The organism is Cohnella endophytica, from assembly GCF_003628305.1.
In the GTDB taxonomy this organism is placed as follows: domain Bacteria; phylum Bacillota; class Bacilli; order Paenibacillales; family Paenibacillaceae; genus Cohnella; species Cohnella endophytica.
Map to the genome: position 1 here is coordinate 351,097 of NZ_RBZM01000005.1, position 18,510 is coordinate 369,606.

The window sequence follows — 18,510 nt, forward strand, 5'->3', positions numbered from 1 at the left end:
ACAAGAAATGGCCGACCCGACGAAAGCATTAGGAATGATCGAGACGCGAGGAATTCCCGCATTATTCGCTGCCGCGGACGCGGCGGCGAAGACGGCCGACGTACAAGTGACCGCTTACGAGAAGGCGGATGCCGGCATCGTGACGATTTACGTTCTTGGCGACGTGTCTTCGGTGAAGACGGCGGTTGAAGCCGGAGCGGAGGCGGCCAAGAAAGTCGGCATATTGTTGGCAACCCACGTCATCGCCCGGCCGGATGCTTCCGTGTATGCCATGGTACGGTCCAAGCTTCCCAAGCCGACAACGGATAACTCTTTCGAAGAGAAGATCCAGATCACACTTGAGAACGGCCCTAATGAACCTGAATTGGCAGAGCTGGGCAAGCGAACGGTATCGCAGCTTCGCGTTCTCGCGCGGCAAATACCCGATTTTCCTTTATCGGCGAAAGAGATCGGGACCGCGAAAAAAGCTCTCTTGCTTAAGCTCCTGACCGAACGGGATAACGAGGAAAGGGGCGGCGTGGTGGAATGATGCTGGACGGAGATTTGCAGGGCATCCAGGAAGCGAGAAACGCGTTGAAGGAAGCGAAGCAAGCACAGAAGCTGCTGGAGAAAATGACGCAATCGCAGATCGACGAGATCGTGTCCCGAATGGCCATAACCGCGGAAAAGGAAGCCGAGAGGTTGGGGACTCTGGCGGTGGAGGAGACGGGCTTCGGCGTTCCGGCGGACAAGAAGGCGAAAAACCTGTTCGTAGCCCATGACGTCTATCAAGCTATCCGTAATATGCGGACCGTCGGCATCGTCCGCAAAGACGAGCAAAAGCGGGTATGGGAAATCGTGCAGCCGATGGGCGTCGTAGCCGCGATCATACCTTCGACGAATCCGACGTCTACGGTCCTATTTAAGTGCATGATCGCCTTAAAGGCACGCAACGCCATCGTCATTAGCCCGCATCCGTCCGCTCTGCGTTGTTCCCTTGAAGCTGCGAACGCGATGCGCGACGCGGCCGAACATGCGGGTGCACCGCTTGGCCTCATACACTGCTTGACGCGGCCATCCTTGGAAGCAACGCAGGAACTGATGAGACACAAGCTGACGGACGTTATTCTCGCCACGGGCGGAACGGCCATGGTCAAAGCCGCATACAGCTCGGGCAAGCCGGCGTACGGGGTAGGACCGGGCAACGTTCCTGTGTATATTCACCGAAGCGCCGATCTGCGGCAAGCCGTCGCGCGAATCGTGCAAAGCAAGACGTTCGATAACGGCACGATCTGCGCTTCGGAGCAGGCGCTCGTCGTGGACGAACCGATTAAGCGAGAGCTTATGGGAGAACTGGAGCGACAGGGCGCCTATTTCCTGAACGAACGGGATAACGAGAAAGTCGGCGCGATTCTCATGGCCGGCAAAGGGATGAACCCGAAGGTCGTCGGGAAATCTCCGCGCGCGATCGCGGAGTTGGCGGGTATCGAGATCCAGGACCACGTACGGGTTCTCATTGCGGAGGAATCCCTAGTCGGACCGGAGCATCCGTATTCCAACGAGAAGCTGTGTCCCGTTCTAGCGCTCTACACGGTTCGAGATTGGCAAGAGGGTTGTCGACTGTGCATCGAGCTCTTGGAGCAAGGAGGAATGGGCCATACGCTTGGCATTCATTGCGAGGATCTGGAGATCATCGAAGCGTTCGGCTTGGAGAAGCCCGCTTCGCGGATCGTCGTGAACAGCGGAACGACGTTCGGCGGCATCGGCGCGACGACCGGGATATTCCCCTCGATGACGCTAGGCTGCGGCTCGTTCGGAAGCAACATCACGTCGGACAACATCGGGCCTCAACATCTTCTTAACGTGAAACGGGTAGCTTTCGGGATTCGGGAAATGCCCGAACCGGATGACCAACCCCCTCTTGCTCAGAAGGCGGAAGAGAGGGTAGTCGCGACGTTAGGCGACATTTATGGCAAAGGCGGCATTACGAGGGAAGAAGTTACTAAGATCGTGAAACAAGTATTGGCCGAAATGCAACCACAATAAGGAGGAATGGGAAATGGCAGGAGAATTGACGGCGCTTGGGATGATCGAAACGAAAGGTTTGGTGGGCTCGATCGAAGCTGCGGACGCCATGGTCAAGGCGGCAAACGTAAAGCTGATAGGGAAGGTGCACGTCGGAGGAGGGCTCGTAACCGTCATGGTTCGCGGAGACGTCGGAGCGGTCAAGGCCGCCACAGATGCGGGAGCCGCAGCGGCGGAGAAGATCGGAGAGCTCGTGTCGGTACACGTCATACCAAGGCCGCACTCCGATATCGAGTCGATTCTTCCGAAGCTTGAAGGATAAGCGGCGTAATGGCGCTGATTACGGAAAAGAGCCTGAGGGCGATGTTAGGCAAAGGGCATGGACTTCCGAATCCTTTTCCGCTAGCAGAGGGCGATCGGGTAACTCCCGCGGCAGCGGATTTCCTGAAGGATAGGCGAATCGGGCTTCGTCGTACCCCCGGGGTGCCGGTCTCTCGTACCTCGCTTATTCCGGTCGGCGTGTCGAATCGCCACGTTCATCTGTCGCCGGAACACGTCGAGGCGCTATTCGGAACCGGATACGAGTTAAAGCCCCTTAGGGAATTGTCCCAGAAGGGCCAATTCGCGGCGCAAGAAACGGTGACGCTGATCGGACCGAAAGGGGCGATACCTAGCGTACGGATTCTGGGACCGGCTCGCGGTTCTTCTCAAGCGGAGATCTCGCAAACGGATGGTTATCGGTTGGGGGTATCCCCGGCGGTTCGGCTTTCGGGCGACATTCGGGGTACGCCGGGGATCGTGCTCGCCGGGCCGGCCGGAACGATTTCGCTTGAGGAAGGCTTGATCGTGGCGCGTAACCATGTCCATCTGTCGCCCGAAGAAGCGCAGGAATTGTCCGTTCAGCCGGGAGATCGGTTGCTTCTGCAGACGCTCGGGGACCGGCCGATTATTTTCGCGGATGCGGTCGCCCGGATAAGCCCCCGGTTCTCGCTCGACTTTCATATCGATACGGATGAAGCCAATGCGGCCGCGCTTCGTACGGGAGATAGGGTTCGACTGGTCGGAATCAACATGCGTATCGCGGATTTGTTCAAAGGAGGGCTGCGGTGAAGATGGACGATGAGATCAAGCCGCTCGTAAAATCGGTCGTCCTCGAGCTGTTCGAGGTTTGGAAGCGGGACGCCGACAGGCAGCGGCCGAAACCGAAAGTTCTCTATATTTTTTGCGACAGCACGGCGCATGAGGCTTACACCGATCATTTTATCCATTTGCGCAATCACGGGGTATGCCACGACATTTTATTTTTGGACGGAGAAACCTCGGGCTGGCTTGGCATGCATAAGCTCGAGTGCGGCGGTGCCGGACGGATTCTGGCCGCCGACGAATTCGCTCCCGCTCCGCTTGAGGTCCCGGGAGATTACGACGGAATCGTCATTCCGGAAATCGATCTGGATAACGCCGCGAGGGTGGCTCTCGGAATGAAGGGAACGATCAAGGCAGAGATCGTATTCGCCTCGCTCGTTCAAGGGAAGTTCGTGCTCGTCGGCGAGGACAGTCCCGGATTGAAGCGGTCCGACCGCCGAACGTTAAAGACGATCTCCCTGCCGCAACCGTTTGTTCATTTGTTTTCTTATTACAAGCAGGAACTGCGTATGTACGGAGTGGAATTGGCTCCGCAGAAACGGCTGGCCGAGCTTGTCGTCGAACGACTTGTCTCAAGCCGCAAGCGATCGGAGATGGTAGAAACAGTCGCTATGGCAGAGCCGCATCCACAGACGGAAACGGACAATCCAGTTCGATCCGATGCCGATAACGATCCGTCGCGCCTCGCGTTCGAAGGCAAACTCGTCAGCGCTCAATGGGTGAGCGACAAGCTCAAGGGCATTGTCCCTACTTTCGGCGAACTGGTCGTTTCCAAGAAGACGATCGTTTCTCCTCTCGCGAGAGATATGCTGAAGGATCGCGGTATAACGATCCGTTACGCCGACGAAGGAGGCGTGTGACATGTTCCTGGGCAGGGTAATCGGCAGCGTATGGGCAACGCAGAAGGAGGAAGGGATGGATAACCTGAAGCTCATGGTCATTCAGCCGATCGACTTCCGCAACGCGGACGCCGGGCAGCACGTCATCGCCGCGGACCGCATCGGAGCGGGCGTCGGAGAGAAGGTGATCGTATCCCGGGGCAGTCCGGCGAGAATCTTGTTCGGCGGCAGAATGGTGCCGATCGACGCGATGATCGTCGGCATCGTGGACAGCTTCGACGTGATGCCGGAGAAACCGGACGAGGAGGAAACGGCTTGGAAGAGCAGCAGAAGCAGCGGGTAATCCAAGAGTACGTTCCGGGCAAGCAATTGACCTTATGCCACGTCATCGCGAACCCGGACCCGATACTGTATACGAAGCTCGGAATCGACGAGCGCAACGCGATCGGCATCCTTACGTTGACGCCGACGGAAACGGCGATTATCGCGGCGGACGTCGCCACGAAAGCGGCCGACGTCGGCATCGGTTATTTGGATCGCTTCACGGGGTCGCTCGTCATAACCGGCGAAGTATCCGCCGTTGAGATGGCGCTAGCGGCGGTCAATACGTTTCTGAGAGAGAAGCTGCAGTTCTCGATCGCGGCGCTCACGAGGTCTTAGCCGATGGGCAGAATCATGCTCATCGGGGCGGTCGGCTCCGGCAAATCGTCGCTAATCAAGGCGTTAGCGGATTCGCCCGGACAAGTGGCGAAGACGCAGAGCTTAATCTACTACGACGGGTTAATCGATACGCCCGGCGAATATATGGAAAATCCGCTTTTCTACCGTTCGCTTATGGCCACATCCCACCAAGCATCTGCCGTTTTGCTCGTTCAGGACGCCACGCGCGACAGAAACGGTTTCCCTCCAGGTTTCGCCGGAGGGTTCCCGATTCCCGCGATCGGCGCGGTGACCAAGACGGATCATCCTTCAGCGAACGCGGACCGCGCGGTCGCGCTGCTTAGACAAGCATTGCCGCAAGGCGAGATCGCGCTGACTTCCGCGCACTCCTCCATCGGCATAGAACGACTTCGTGCGCTGCTCGAGCAATTCGCCCGCCCGCAAAATAAGTAAAGAAACGACAGCCGAATCCGACAACGTACCTCACGCTCCTATGCCACAATAGACATATCCATAGCAAATTCATAACGGTGGGGGATGCCGATGGGAACGATTAAGGAACTTTGTCTTGAGCACACCTTGCTTAGCGCGCAGGATGCGGAAACGATCGAGGCTCTGGCGCGTCACTTGCAATTGATCGCGGATGTGTCCCAAGCGGACGTGTTCATCGATTGTCCTTTGCCGGACAAAGGTTCGGCCCTTGTTGTCGCGCAGGCGCAACCCGCTACTGCTCCATCTCTGTACCGAACTTCCGTCATCGGTCAGCATGCTTACGCCCGCAACGAACCCGCCGTGATGTTCAGTCTGATCTCGGGCGAAGCCGTCGTCGGTTCCCGCGGCATTTCCCAAGAGCAAATCGCGATGCAACAGAACGTGTCTCCGATCGCGAACCGGCAGGGCAAGATCATCGGCGCGCTCATTATGGAACAGGACATTTCAGAGAAGGTGGAGCAGGAACGCAACGTGGAGCGATTGGTGGAAACGACCGAGCAACTTAGCGAAACTTTGCTCGCGATGGCCATGTCCGAAGGTAGAGTTCAATCCCTTATGCATGAGGGGATCATCCTTTTCGACGACAAAGAACGATTGACGTACGTAAATCCCCGGGCAAGAACGCTGCTTCATGAGATGGGCAAGCCTGGCATTGCGATCGGCGACGAGATTACGCGCTTGTTCTTCGACCGCGAGCAGTGGCGAAACGTATTCGAGCCGACGGGATTCCTGTGCCGGGAGCTGCAGAACGGCAAGCTTGCGTTCGAGTTGAAAGCAGTCGCCATCTATCGCGCGGGCAGAAAGGTCGGAGGACTCCTGCTCATCCGCGACATCTCGGAGCTTAAGGATAAAGAGAAACAGCTCATGATCAAATCCGCCGTCATTAAAGAAATTCACCATAGGGTCAAAAATAATTTGCAAACCGTCTCCAGTCTATTGAGGCTTCAGATGCGCAGAACGAAGCTGGCCGAAGTCGCCAGGGTGTACCGCGACAGCATTAACCGGATCAACAGCATCGCCGTCATTCACGAGATGCTGGCTTACGAAGGGCTGGATACGATTCATTTTAACGACGTGGTCGACCGAATCTCGCGAACGATCTTATCGTCGTCGGCGAAACCCGACCAAACGGTGAAGGTGCGGCTGACAGGGGACGAGCTCCATCTGCGATCGGACGTAGCGACGACGCTTGCGCTCGTGTTAAACGAATTGATCCAAAACTGCGTCTTGCATGCGTTCGGGGAACGTTCGCAAGGGGAAATCGTCATCTCGATAAGGAACACGGGACTCGTTATCGACGTTCAGGTTACGGACAATGGTTGCGGTATCGACGCCAGCGCCGAACCCGAAGGCGGCGGGACGCATCTCGGCTTGAAAATCGCGGAAACGCTCATCGAAGAAAACTTGGACGGCCATATCAGCATCGTATCCGACGAACGGGGCACGAACGTTCGAATCGCTTTTCCCGTCGCCTATTATCCGGCGGAAGCGGAAGATGAAGGAGGCTGAGCGATCATGAAACCGACGATCGCGCTCGTGGATGACGATCCGATCATCCGCATGGACATACGTGAGATGCTGGAGGAGCACGGCTATTCCGTTATCGGAGAAGCCAGGAACGGGCAAGAGGCCATCGAGCTTGCGGCCTGCCGCAAGCCGGATCTGATTCTCATGGACGTGAAGATGCCGCGAATGAACGGGATTAAAGCCGCGCGATTGATCCGCAAGTTTCACGAGCCCGCGATCGTCATGCTGACTGCTTATAGCCAGAAGGAAACGGTCGAAGAAGCGCGCCAGTCCGGCGTGACGGCGTATCTCCTCAAGCCGGTGACGGAGGAAAACTTGATCCCGGCGATCGAGATCGCGCTTAGCCAGAAGGAACGCATGGACGAGATGAAGGAAGCCTTATCCCAGCTCAAGCAATCGATCGAAGACAGGAAGTTGGTAGAGAAAGCGAAAGGCATCGTCATGAAGGCCTATGCTTTGGACGAGGAAGGAGCGTATCGGAAAATGCGAGGAGCCAGCATGAAGAGCCGCCTTTCTTTGCAACAGGTCGCGGAGCATATTCTCGAAGGTCGCTCGGAACGGTTATCCGGATTAGCCGGAAACGGTTGAGCGAATGAATGGGATGAACGGTATTAACGGAATGGAATCTTCGTGGATTACGAGCGCGGGAATCGATGTCGGAACGAGCACGACGAAATTGATCGTCAGCCGGTTAAAGCTGGCGCGAACATCGGGAGCGCTAAGCTTGCCCCGTTACGAAATCGCCGAACGCGAGTTGTTGTACGCGAGCCCGATCTATGATACGCCGCTTATCGGAACGGACGAGATCGACGCGGAGCGTGTATGGGGATTGCTTTCCGGAGAGCTTCAGAAGTCCGGCGTCGCCAAGTCCGATTTGAAATCGGGAGCGGTCATCATAACCGGAGAAACGGCGACGAAGCGGAATGCTAGCCGAATCGTTCATCTGCTTGCCGAACAAGCCGGCGATTTCGTCGTCGCGACCGCGGGGGCGGACTTGGAGGGAATACTCGCGGGGAAAGGAGCCGGGGCTGATCTGCGGTCGCTTCGGACGAAAGGCGCGGTCGCGAACATCGACGTCGGCGGGGGGACGGCGAACGTCGCGATCTTCCGGCGGGGGAAAGCCGTCGCCACGGTCACCTATCGCATCGGCGGAAAATTGATTCAATTGGACCGGCAAGGTACCTTGCTCTTCATTTCCCCGTCCATCCGCCCTTGGTTAGAGGCTAACGGGTATGCTTTACAAACCGGAGCGACGATTCCATTCGGACGGCTCCGCGAAATAAGCCTTAAGCTGTGCCGAGCGATGCTCGAGGATTTGACGGGAGACGGAACCGGCGAGGAAGCCCGCTTGCTTCGGCTCGGTCAACCGCTTGCCGCGAGTCCGGCGATCGAGGAATGGCGCGTATCCGGGGGAGTCGGGGAACTGATGAACGGCAAATCGCCGGAGACCCTTGCCGAAACGGCGCTGTATCAAGATATGGGTCCCTTGCTCGCCCATTCGCTCAAAGCCTGCATGGAAAATTACACGACGATTCGTATTGCTCTGCCTGAAGAGACAGTAAGGGCGACCGTAATCGGAGCGGGAATGCAAAGCACCGAAATCAGCGGCGCGACCGTTTTCATGGACGCGAAGCTGCTCCCGATCCGCAACTTGCCGGTTTTGAAAACGGAGATCGGGGAGGCGCTCAGGGAACAGCCGTCCAGGCTTACGGAATTATTGGCGGATACGATGCGGACGGGAGCGGCTTTGTACGATCGGGAGTCGTCTCCTCCTTTCGCGATCGCGATCGACACCGGCCGATCAGCGCCGGGTTATGCTTTCATGCAATTACTCGCCGAACGGCTTCATGAGCAATATTCGCGTTATTTTCCTCATTGCGGAGTACTTGCGGTCATCTGCGAACGCGACATGGCGCAGGCTTTCGGTCAAGCGCTCCAGAGACGGTGCGGAGAACGGACGAGAGTGTTGTGCATCGATCAGATTCGGGTAGAGCATGGGGATTATATCGATTTGGGAGAGCCGATCTCGGGGATGATGATCCCCGTCGTGGTGAAGACGCTCGCTTTCGATAGCGGGAAAGGGTGAAGGAAGGTTGAAGCTGGCGACGACCGTGCTGGGCAGAACCTATCAGTTCAAGAGCTTAAAGGAAGTGCTCGCGAAGGCGAACGAGGAAAAGTCGGGCGACCAGCTAGCGGGTATTGCGGCGGAGGATGCCAAGGAACGGATCGCGGCCAAGCTCATTCTGTCCGATCTGACTTTGGCCGATCTCCGCAACAATCCGTTGCTTCCCCCGGAAACCGACGAAGTATCCCGCGTGATCGAAGAAGCCGTCAACGAGAAAATATTCGGCGAAATTCGCAATTGGTCGATCGCGGAGCTAAGAGAGTATTTGTTGCGTCAGGATACGGATAACGATCGGATCCGGAGATTGTCGAGGGGGTTGACGAGCGAGATGGTGGCCGCGGCGGCGAAGCTGATGAGCAATCTCGATCTCGTGCAGGCAGCGGGCAAGATCGAAGTCGTCACGCATTGCAACATTTCGATCGGTCAACGCGGGGTGTTGTCCGGCAGGGCCCAACCCAATCATCCGACGGACAGCGTGCCCGGAATCATGGCTTCCCTCTACGAAGCGCTCAGCTACGGGATCGGCGATGCGGTTATCGGGATCAATCCCGTCATCGATTCGGCGGATAGCGTCAAGAACATCTTGAACGCGACGAAGGAAGGGATGGAAAAATGGAATATACCTACGCAGAACTGCGTGCTGGCCCACATCAAGACGCAGATGAAGGCAATCCGTCAAGGCGCGCCCGCCGATATGGTGTTTCAGAGTCTCGCGGGAACGGAGGACGGCAACCGCGCGTTCGGCATCGACGTAGCGATGTTGGACGAAGCCGACGAGCTGGTCCGCCGGGAAGGTACCGGTACGGGGCCGAACCTGTGGTATTTCGAGACGGGGCAGGGCTCAGAGTTATCCGCGGAGGCGCATCACGGGATCGACCAAGTGACGCTCGAAGCTCGCTGTTACGGACTTGCGCGGAAGTATAAGCCTTTTATCGTTAACACGGTCGTCGGTTTCATCGGTCCGGAATATTTGTACGATAGCAAGCAGGTCATCCGGGCCGGTTTGGAGGACCATTTCATGGGCAAGCTGCAGCAGCTTCCGATGGGAGTGGACGTTTGTTACACGAACCATATGAAAGCCGACCAGAACGATATGGACAATCTCGCCGTGCTGCTAGCCGCCGCGGGGGTGAATTACATCATCGGCGCTCCGATGGCCGACGATTGCATGCTGAATTACCAGTCTACCAGTTACCATGACATCGCGACGTTGCGAGAGACGATGCGTCTTCGCCCGGCTCCCGAGTTCGAACGTTGGTTAAACCGCATGGGCATCATGGAGAACGGGAAACTGACTTCGCAGGCTGGCGATCCGACGCTATTCCTTTGAAAGCGCGGCAAGGAGGAGAACGGGAATGAACTCATCGTTTCAATTGGAGCAATTCGTCGACCGCGTCATGGCGGAGCTCGAGAAAAAGCTGGCGGACACGCTACCGCCCCCCATGGCCGAGAGGATGGAGCCGATGACGCCAATCGACGGGGAGACGGAGATTCCTACGATTAAAGTTCCCCTGCCCAGATGGGCGGAAGGACTGACCGAGCTCGTAGAAAGCACGCCTGCCCGCATCGGCGTGTGGCGTACGGGGACGAGGCCGCTCACGAAGGAAATGTTGAAGTTCCGCAGGGATCATGCGGCGGCGATCGATTCGATCTACGGGGAAGCGAATGCTGCTTTGCTCGAGCGCTTCGGCTTGTTCGCGGTGGAGACGCGCTACGAAAATACGGAAAATTACTTGAAGCGACCGGACATGGGAAGAATCGTCACCGAAGCGGGAGTCTCGATGATTCGCCAATCGTGCAAACCGCAGCCTCAAGTACAGATCGTCGTCTCCGACGGATTAAGCGCCAATGCAATCGACGCGAACTTGGCGGACGTGTATCCAGCGTTGCTGGACTCGCTTGATGCCTACGGACTTCGGGCGGGGACTTCGTTCTTCGTCCGAGGCGGAAGAGTCGCGGTCATGGATCAGATCGGGGAATTGCTGCAACCGGACGCGTTCGTGCTGTTGATCGGAGAAAGACCGGGCCTCGTCTCTTCGAAATCGATGAGCGCCTATATTTGCTACCGGCCGCGCAAAGGAACGGTGGAAAGCGACCGCACGGTCATCTCCAACATCCATTCCGGAGGTACTCCTCCGGTGGAAGCGGGCGCCTACATCGGTACTCTTGTACATAAAATGCTAGAGCAGAAAACAAGCGGTATAAATCTGGAGATGTAGCGCGAGAAGACAGTCGGTATGGAGGAGGTGGGGAAGATGGAGCTAGGTTTCGGCATCGCTTTGATCTTGGTCACGTGCTTGTTCGCTCTGTGGATCGTTCGTCTTGCGGGCAATAACGTTCGCAATTTCGACGAAAGCAAACACGAAAGCTTCATCGGGAAGTAACGCCCGGTGCAAAGACGCATGAACTGATCCGTCGTGAAAATACCGAGGAGGGTAAAGGGATGAGCACTCAAACCCATCACCATGAAAAAGACAAACAGGACTTGAATAAGTTCGGTTACGCGCAGGAGCTCCTACGCAGCATGGGCGGTTTTTCCAACTTCGCGATTTCGTTCTCCATTATTTCGATTCTTACCGGAGCGGTTTCCTTGTACGGCCATGGATTGACTTACGGCGGACCTGGCATGATGGGCTTCGGTTGGCCGCTCGTGGCTTTGTTCGTCATGATCGTAGCCGCTTCAATGGCAGAGCTCGCTTCGGCGATTCCGACTGCGGGAGCTCTCTATCACTGGGCTTCCATCCTGAAGAACAAGCGTTGGGGCTGGTATACCGCGTGGATCAATCTGATCGGCCAGATCGGGATCGTCGCGGGTATCGATTACTCCGTCTCGTTGTTCGCCGATCCGTTGCTCTCCGACGTATTCGGATATACGTCCACGGAAACGACGATTCTAATCTGCTTCGGAGTCATACTGCTCACGCACGGCATTCTAAACCATATTGGGATCCGCATCGTCGCCAAGTTTAACGACTTCTCCGCGTGGTACCATATCGGGGTCGTCGCCGTGCTGGTCGCATCTCTCGCTTTCTTCTCCAAGGGTAGCTTGAACAGCGTAGATTATTTGTTCCACGTCGGGCAGACGTTCTCCGATAAGCCGTACATGTTCGCGTTCCTGATCGGTTTATTGCAGGCGCAGTGGACGTTCACGGGCTTCGACGCGTCCGCCCATACGATCGAGGAAACGGTGAATCCGCGCGTGCGTGCTCCTTGGGGAATTTTCACGTCGGTTGCTTATTCGTTCGTGTTCGGGTTTATCATGCTCGCGTTCGTCACGCTGTCCATTAAAGACGCGGGAGCCGCGGCGGGTTCGGATAACGCCTTCATCTATGTCATCCGGGAAGCGCTCGGCGGAGACTTCGGCAGGGTCATGTTATGGCTAGTCGTAGCGGCGATGTGGTTCTGCGGCTTGTCTTCGATCACTTCCTTCTCGCGAATGATGTATGCTTTTTCCCGCGATAAAGGAATGCCGCTCAGCAAGCAATGGGCGGAAATTTCGAAGAAGTTCCGCACACCGGCGAAAGCGATCTGGCTGGCGGTCATTCTCTCGTTCCTGCTCGCGCTCGTGGATTACATCATCAAGAAATCGAATCCGGGCACTACGCATACGACCATCGCATTCATGACGGCGGTTAGCGTGGTCGGTTTGTATGTCGCGTACGGCATCCCGATCGCGCTGAAAATGATCGCGAAGGCGCAAGGGAAATTCCAGAGCAAGCATCTTGGTCCTTGGCACTTGGGCAAATACAGCGATCTACTCGGCTCTCTCGCGATCGTGTGGATCATATTCATTTCGGTAATCATGGTCATTCCGCCGAACGAGATGGCGGGATACGCCCTGGCGGGAATGATCGTCTTGCTGGTCGCGATGGACCTCCTCTATTACCGGAAACATTTCCCGGGACCGCAAGCGGCGCTGAATACGTCGATGGCCGAGATCCTTCGCAAGGAGAGGGAGTTGGAAGGCGGCTCATCCGGCGGTGGAACGGGCATTTCGCACAAAGGGTAAACGGTAGGATCCGGAAACAGCTCATCGCACTCGCGCAAGCGAGGCGTTGGGCTGTTTTTTCGCGATAGCGCGACCGAATCGAATGCGTCCAATTTATTGCATTGTTCCTAAAAGGATTCCGCTTTGTTCTGACTCCCTTTATAATGGTCTGCGTACTAGATATTATGGCAGACAGACAGGGGAAGCATGAAATGAAGCTTACGACAGAGAAAATATTTACCCATCCGCTAGGAATCATGGCCGCGGCCGCGGGAGCGACGTTCCTGTGGGGAAGCGCTTTTCCATTCGTCAAATTAAGCTACGAGGAACTCGATATCGGAAAAAGCGACGTATTCGGGCAAATTTTGTTCGCGGGGTACCGATTCACGCTTGCGGCGCTCCTGATTTTACTGTTCATGAAATTGCTCGGAAGACCGATCGGCTACCAACGTGGCTCTCTGTCGAAAGTTGGACGCATCGGTCTGTTCCAAACGCTGCTTCAATATGTTTTCTTCTACTATGGAATGAGCGGCTCGACGGGCGTCCAAGGCTCGATCATCGCGGGTACGACGTCTTTTTTCCAAATCCTATTGGCGCATTTCATGTATTCCGGGGATCGGATCACGATGCGTAAAGTAGCCGGACTTACCGTCGGCTTCGCCGGAGTCATTCTAGTCGGCGTGAGCAAAGGAGACTTATCGATTCAATTCGGCGCGGCGGAGCTTTGTTTGTTGCTTGCGATGTTCTTCGGAGGGCTCGGAAACGTGCTGTCGAAGAAGGAGTCCGAACATCTCGATATTTTATATATGACCGCATACCAGATGCTCTTAGGCGGGATTGCCTTGTTGGTTATCGGCGCTTGCGGGGCCGGATTGATGCCGTTCTCCTTTACGGGTAAGGCCACATGGATGTTGCTCTATCTCGCCGTGCTTTCGGCGCTGGGTTTCGTGCTGTGGAATACGGTAATGAAGTACAACAAGGTCGGTAGCATCTCGATGTATTTGTTCTTGATCCCGGTATTCGGCGTGTTCCTGTCGGCTGCCTTGCTGGGCGAGGAACTTCATTTGTTCGTTTGGGCGGCGCTTGCGCTAGTCGTCGGAGGCATCGTTATCGTCAATCGTCCCGCTGCAAGAAAAGCTTCTCCTTCCCAAGGGTAGCTGCTTCATCACGAGAGCCCGCGAATCGCGCAAGTCCGCGATTCGCGGGCTTTTTGGCATGCCGGGCGAATGTCGCAAGCTTTTAGAGGCAGCTTGGGTAGGTTTTGAATGCAAATGCTTGCGAAAGGTGCAGAAATGTTCTTTCCGTACTCTACCTTCCTAAGGATGATCTTCCTACAATAATGTCCATAGAGACAAGTAGAAGAGTGTCAGCATTTAAATGGGAGGGAATTAGGATGATAGCTTACGGGAAAATCGGGAGAAAAGCGTTATCGGTCTTATTATCGGCAATTCTCGTGTTTTCGGTAATCACATCGGCGATCGGAACGCCTCGTTCGGCATTCGCGGCCGGTTCCGTTAATTTGGTTGCGAATCCGAGCTTCGAGGAAAGTTGGGATTTCGCCAACACTAATGACTGGCAATATTCGGGTACCGCGGGAGCGGGTTCGATCAGCAGCGAGGGGACTAACTCTCATACCGGCACAAGATACTTAAAGCATTATGCCGACGTTGCCTATCAATTTACGGTTTCCAAGTCGATAACCGGTCTCGTACCGGGAGTATACCAGCTCGGCGCGTGGGAGATGGGGGATTCGGGAGCGGGAGACATTCGGTTATTCGTGACCCAGAACGGGGTTACGGAATACTCCGAGAAGACGACGCATTCCGGTTACGGCAATTGGAGTAACATTATCTTCAAAGATATCGTCATCGCTTCCGATACGGCGACGATCGGAATCGAAGTCGAAGGCGCCTCGAAAGCTTGGGGCGTGCTGGACGACGTCGATTTCCATCTCGTCCAAGCCTCCCCGACGTGGGGCGCCGACAAACAGGTTGAAGCAACGGCTATCGGCGCGAGTTCGGTAACATTGGCATGGTCGGGGGTTAACGATGCCGGGAACGTGACGTCTTACAGGGTGATCGATCAGGCAGGTGTCGTGCGCGGAACGTCGACGGGCACGACGTTGTTCGTCGACCAGTTGACGCCATCTACGTCCTATACGTTCAAGGTCGAGGCTAGTTATGGCGGAAAGGCATGGAGCACGACCGGTCCATCGGCAACGATAACGACCGCTGCCGCTTCGGGCGCTGTCCCCTCTTGGACGTCGGAAGCTGCGCTGACGGCATCGTCCCTTACCTCGAGAGGCGTAGTGCTTTCATGGTCCGGAGCAACGGACGATGTCGGCGTAACCGGTTATCGCATCCTACAGAACGGGCAAGTAAAGGTTACGTTGCCTGCTAATGCTTCGAGGTATCAGGCGACCGATTTATCGCCGGGAGCTTCCTACTCGTTTAAGGTCGAGGCGGGTAACGCGGCTTCCTTATGGAGCAACAATGGACCGACGGCGACCGTGAACACTCCGCATACGCCGGCGAGCGATTTCATTAAAGGCGCCGATATCTCCACGCTACAGGCGATCGAGGACGCGGGAGGCAAGTACTACCAGAACGGAAAGCAGCGTGACCTGCTTGAGATCTTGAAGGACAACGGCGTCAATTACGTACGCCTTCGTCTCTGGAACGATCCTGTACAAGCGGGAGGATATAACGACAAGGCGCATACGATCGCGATGGCGAAAAGGGTAAAGACGGCTGGATTCAAGCTGCTGCTCGACTTCCACTATTCGGATTTCTGGGCGGATCCGGGCAGCCAGGTCAAACCCGCGGCTTGGGCCGATCTTAGCTTCGACGATCTGAACGCCGCTGTCTATTCGTATACGGCCAATGTCATGAACACGTTGAAGGAGGAGAACGCTTACCCGGACATGGTGCAGATCGGCAACGAGATCAACCCCGGGATGATGCTGCCTGACGGCTCGATCAGCAATTACAATAAGCTGGCGCAATTGCTCGGCAATGGGATCAAAGCCGTACGGGACACGACCCCGGACGGCAAAGAAGTCAAGATCATGCTTCATCTTGCCGAAGGCGGCGATAACGGGAAGTTCCGCAGCTTCTTCGACGCGATGAAAGCGCGCAACGTCGATTACGACGTGATCGGACTTTCGTTCTACCCCTATTGGCACGGTACGTTCAAACAATTAAAGGACAACTTGAACGATCTGGCAACGCGTTTCGGCAAAGAACTCGTCGTCGTCGAAACGGCACACCCGCAAACGTTGGAAGACGGAGACGGCTGGGGCAACATCGCGAAGGCTTCGGATGCGGAAAAGGCGGGTTTTCCGGCAACCCCCGAGGGACAAGCGGCCGAATTCACTATGGTCATGAATACGGTCGCGCATACGACAGGCGGTAAAGGCGTCGGAGCGTTTTACTGGGAACCGGCTTGGATTCCCGTGCCTAAAGACTCGAATGGCGATTATCAAGCGGGCTGGAAAGTCAAAGAAGGCAACGCATGGGATAACCAGGCAATGTTCGACGCCCATGGCAATGCGCTGTCTTCCTTGAATGCATTCAAGTTCAACGCGAACCAGCTTCCGGAGATAGCAGCCGTGCGGGTCATGCCCCTTGATGGCCTTACGGTATCCGCGAACGAACCGGCAGCAACGGTTGCCTCCCAGCTCCCGGCAACCGTCGGCGTGCTCTTCAACGAAGGAAGCATCGAGACAGCATCGGTAACGTGGTCGGCCATCAGTCAAGATCGTTTGAGCCGGGTCGGTACGTTTACGGTTTCGGGCACGGTCGCCGGCACTGGAATGACCGCCAGACAGGACATTACGGTCACGGCTTACCGCAATTTACTCGTCAATCCGGGCTTCGAGACGCCTCCAGCGAATGCTGCGGACATTCCGGGATGGGACTTAACGGGCACCGCAGGGGCTGCGATCGTCAAAAACCAACCGGGCAATGCGCAGAGCGGCCAGCGTGCCGTTAACTATTGGTCCGAATCCGCTTATGGCTTCAAGCTCTTCCAAACCGTGGAAGGGTTGCGGGATGGGACGTATACGCTGAAAGCCAAAGTGTCCGGGCAAGATCCGGACGGCGAGGATAATTCGGTTAACTTGTATGCCGTTGGATACGGCGGGGACCGGCTCGTTTCCGAGAAGATCGTCAATAAAGGATGGAACGTCTGGGGAACGTATTCGATCGAGAACATCCACGTTAAGGGCGGAAAAGCAACGCTCGGAATCGAGGTCGATACGGCGGCGAATATTTGGGGATGGATCGATTCCTTTGAATTTTTCGAGCAAACGAGCGTTCCGGTATGGACTTCTTCCGCTAGCTTGCTAGCGTCCGAAGTATCTAGCAATAGCTTGAAGCTCAGTTGGTCGGGTTTAGCCGATCCATCGTCCGCCGCGGCATACAAAATTTACCGCGACGGCTTGCTGCTCAAAACCGTTACGGGTACGAACGCGGTTATCGCGGATTTGACGCCGAATACGGCGTATTCGTTCAAAGTCGAAGCCAGCGAGGACTCGTCGATCTGGACCTCGAACGGGCCTTCCGTTCAGGCGACGACCTTGTCCGGTTCAAACGGCGGAACAACGGCAACGAACGGCAAAGTTTGGACCGTTAAATCGGATGCCCTGGCAAGCTTCGTTGACGGAAGCGCGGTCGTCGCTATTCCGACCGACGTAACCGAGATTCGTCTGCCGGCTTCCGCACTGGAAGCGTTAGGAGATCATTCAATTAGTTTCAGAACGTCAAACCTCGTCATCGACATTCCGGCTGTCGTAATTGCGGAATTGAAAAAAAGCGGGAACGTTCAGGACGGCTATGTTTCCGTGAGCTTCAAGCAGCTTTCGTCCGCGAAAGATCTGTTGGATCGTGCCAAGGAGAAAACGAACGCCGACATTCGCTCCATCGGTAACGTCTACGATTTCACGTTATCCCTTGTCGGAAATAACGGTTCTGCCAATGCATTGACCGAATTCGCTGAACCGATCACGCTCCGCTTCGCGATAGGAGCCGAAGCCTTCTCCGATCGGGCAGGCGTATACTTCGTTTCCGGCGACGGTAATATCGAGTACGTTGGAGGCGTTTGGAAAGACGGCTTCATTACGGCCAAAGTCCATCATTTCAGCGCGTATGCCGTCCTCGAATTGCATGTTCCGTTCGCGGACGTAACGGCTTCGCACTGGGCATACAAGGCCGTGGATGTTTTGGCGGCTAAGCTTTACATGAAGGGGACAGGTGCGCAACGCTTCGATCCGGCGAAAAAAATAACGCGCGCCGAGTTCGCCGCCATGCTGGCACGCGCGTTGAAACTGAAACAGCCTAAGGCCGGTTCATCTCAACCGTTCGCGGACGTGGCGTCGGATGCATGGTTTGCTGGAGAAGTGGGGGCAGCCCAAGCGGCTGGCATCGTCAAAGGCTTGGAAGGCAACCGATTCGGACCGAATGAATGGATTAGCCGTCAGGAGATGGCGGTCATGGCAATGAGGGCATACCGTTACCTGAACGAAAGGGATAGCATGCCAGAGAGCTCAATCGCTTTTGCCGATGCGGATCGAATCGCTTCTTGGGCCGGCGTTCAGGTGAGCCAAGCTCAAGCCTTAGGTTTGTTCCAAGGACAAGGAAACAATCGCTTCGCGCCGCAATCGGCGACGACGCGGGCGGAAGCGGCACAGCTGTTGTACAATTTGCTGCGATAACGACGTTAAAGTCAATACC

At 56.0% G+C, this 18,510-nt stretch carries 17 protein-coding genes; all 17 read left to right on the top strand.

Annotated elements, in window-relative coordinates:
• The first annotated feature begins 7 nt into the window (after positions 1–7).
• Complete coding sequence (locus D7Z26_RS28000) at positions 8–529, top strand: BMC domain-containing protein (RefSeq protein ID WP_120977116.1); 522 nt, start codon at positions 8–10, stop codon at positions 527–529.
• A complete protein-coding gene (locus tag D7Z26_RS11800; protein WP_120977118.1) occupies positions 526–2,025 on the top strand; it encodes an acetaldehyde dehydrogenase (acetylating) in 1,500 nt (499 codons plus the stop codon). The genes D7Z26_RS28000 and D7Z26_RS11800 overlap by 4 nt, the downstream gene beginning before the upstream one ends.
• A gap of 13 nt (positions 2,026–2,038) precedes the next feature.
• On the top strand, positions 2,039–2,326 hold the full coding sequence (gene eutM, locus D7Z26_RS11805; RefSeq protein WP_120977120.1) for an ethanolamine utilization microcompartment protein EutM: 288 nt from the start codon (positions 2,039–2,041) through the stop codon (positions 2,324–2,326).
• Between the two features lie 8 nt (positions 2,327–2,334).
• Positions 2,335–3,114, top strand: coding sequence for a phosphate propanoyltransferase (pduL, locus tag D7Z26_RS11810; RefSeq protein ID WP_120977122.1), 780 nt, complete (start codon positions 2,335–2,337; stop codon positions 3,112–3,114).
• Positions 3,115–3,116: 2 nt separating this feature from the next.
• Entirely contained in the window at positions 3,117–4,007 is an 891-nt protein-coding gene (locus tag D7Z26_RS11815) for a hypothetical protein (protein WP_120977124.1), read from the top strand.
• A 1-nt stretch (position 4,008) separates the two neighbouring features.
• Positions 4,009–4,329: a EutN/CcmL family microcompartment protein gene (locus D7Z26_RS11820; RefSeq protein WP_120977126.1), complete on the top strand. Its 321-nt coding sequence runs from the start codon at positions 4,009–4,011 to the stop codon at positions 4,327–4,329.
• On the top strand, positions 4,302–4,646 hold the full coding sequence (locus D7Z26_RS11825; RefSeq protein WP_120977128.1) for a BMC domain-containing protein: 345 nt from the start codon (positions 4,302–4,304) through the stop codon (positions 4,644–4,646). Before D7Z26_RS11820 ends, D7Z26_RS11825 begins: the two co-directional genes overlap by 28 nt.
• Positions 4,647–4,649: 3 nt before the next feature.
• The gene (locus tag D7Z26_RS11830) at positions 4,650–5,099 is read left to right on the top strand and encodes a EutP/PduV family microcompartment system protein (protein WP_120977130.1); all 450 of its coding nucleotides are present in this window, start codon (positions 4,650–4,652) and stop codon (positions 5,097–5,099) included.
• A 90-nt stretch (positions 5,100–5,189) separates the two neighbouring features.
• Positions 5,190–6,647, top strand: coding sequence for a sensor histidine kinase (locus D7Z26_RS11835; protein WP_120977132.1), 1,458 nt, complete (start codon positions 5,190–5,192; stop codon positions 6,645–6,647).
• Positions 6,648–6,653: 6 nt separating this feature from the next.
• Entirely contained in the window at positions 6,654–7,253 is a 600-nt protein-coding gene (locus D7Z26_RS11840) for an ANTAR domain-containing response regulator (RefSeq protein WP_120977134.1), read from the top strand.
• A gap of 4 nt (positions 7,254–7,257) precedes the next feature.
• Complete coding sequence (locus D7Z26_RS11845) at positions 7,258–8,751, top strand: ethanolamine ammonia-lyase reactivating factor EutA (RefSeq protein WP_325050451.1); 1,494 nt, start codon at positions 7,258–7,260, stop codon at positions 8,749–8,751.
• Between the two features lie 7 nt (positions 8,752–8,758).
• A complete protein-coding gene (locus D7Z26_RS11850; protein ID WP_120977136.1) occupies positions 8,759–10,120 on the top strand; it encodes an ethanolamine ammonia-lyase subunit EutB in 1,362 nt (453 codons plus the stop codon).
• Positions 10,121–10,145: 25 nt separating this feature from the next.
• Positions 10,146–11,009 (top strand): ethanolamine ammonia-lyase subunit EutC, encoded by an 864-nt coding sequence (eutC, locus tag D7Z26_RS11855; RefSeq protein WP_120977138.1) that lies wholly within the window; start codon positions 10,146–10,148, stop codon positions 11,007–11,009.
• 36 nt (positions 11,010–11,045) lie between these two features.
• Positions 11,046–11,174 carry a hypothetical protein gene (locus D7Z26_RS27930; protein WP_267900998.1) on the top strand — a complete coding sequence of 43 codons (129 nt, stop codon included), beginning with the start codon at positions 11,046–11,048 and terminating at the stop codon, positions 11,172–11,174.
• 59 nt (positions 11,175–11,233) lie between these two features.
• Positions 11,234–12,799: an amino acid permease gene (locus D7Z26_RS11860; RefSeq protein WP_120977140.1), complete on the top strand. Its 1,566-nt coding sequence runs from the start codon at positions 11,234–11,236 to the stop codon at positions 12,797–12,799.
• A 191-nt stretch (positions 12,800–12,990) separates the two neighbouring features.
• Positions 12,991–13,935 (top strand): DMT family transporter, encoded by a 945-nt coding sequence (locus D7Z26_RS11865; protein ID WP_120977142.1) that lies wholly within the window; start codon positions 12,991–12,993, stop codon positions 13,933–13,935.
• 236 nt (positions 13,936–14,171) lie between these two features.
• On the top strand, positions 14,172–18,491 hold the full coding sequence (locus D7Z26_RS11870) for a glycosyl hydrolase 53 family protein (protein ID WP_158602278.1): 4,320 nt from the start codon (positions 14,172–14,174) through the stop codon (positions 18,489–18,491).
• Positions 18,492–18,510: the final 19 nt, after the last annotated feature.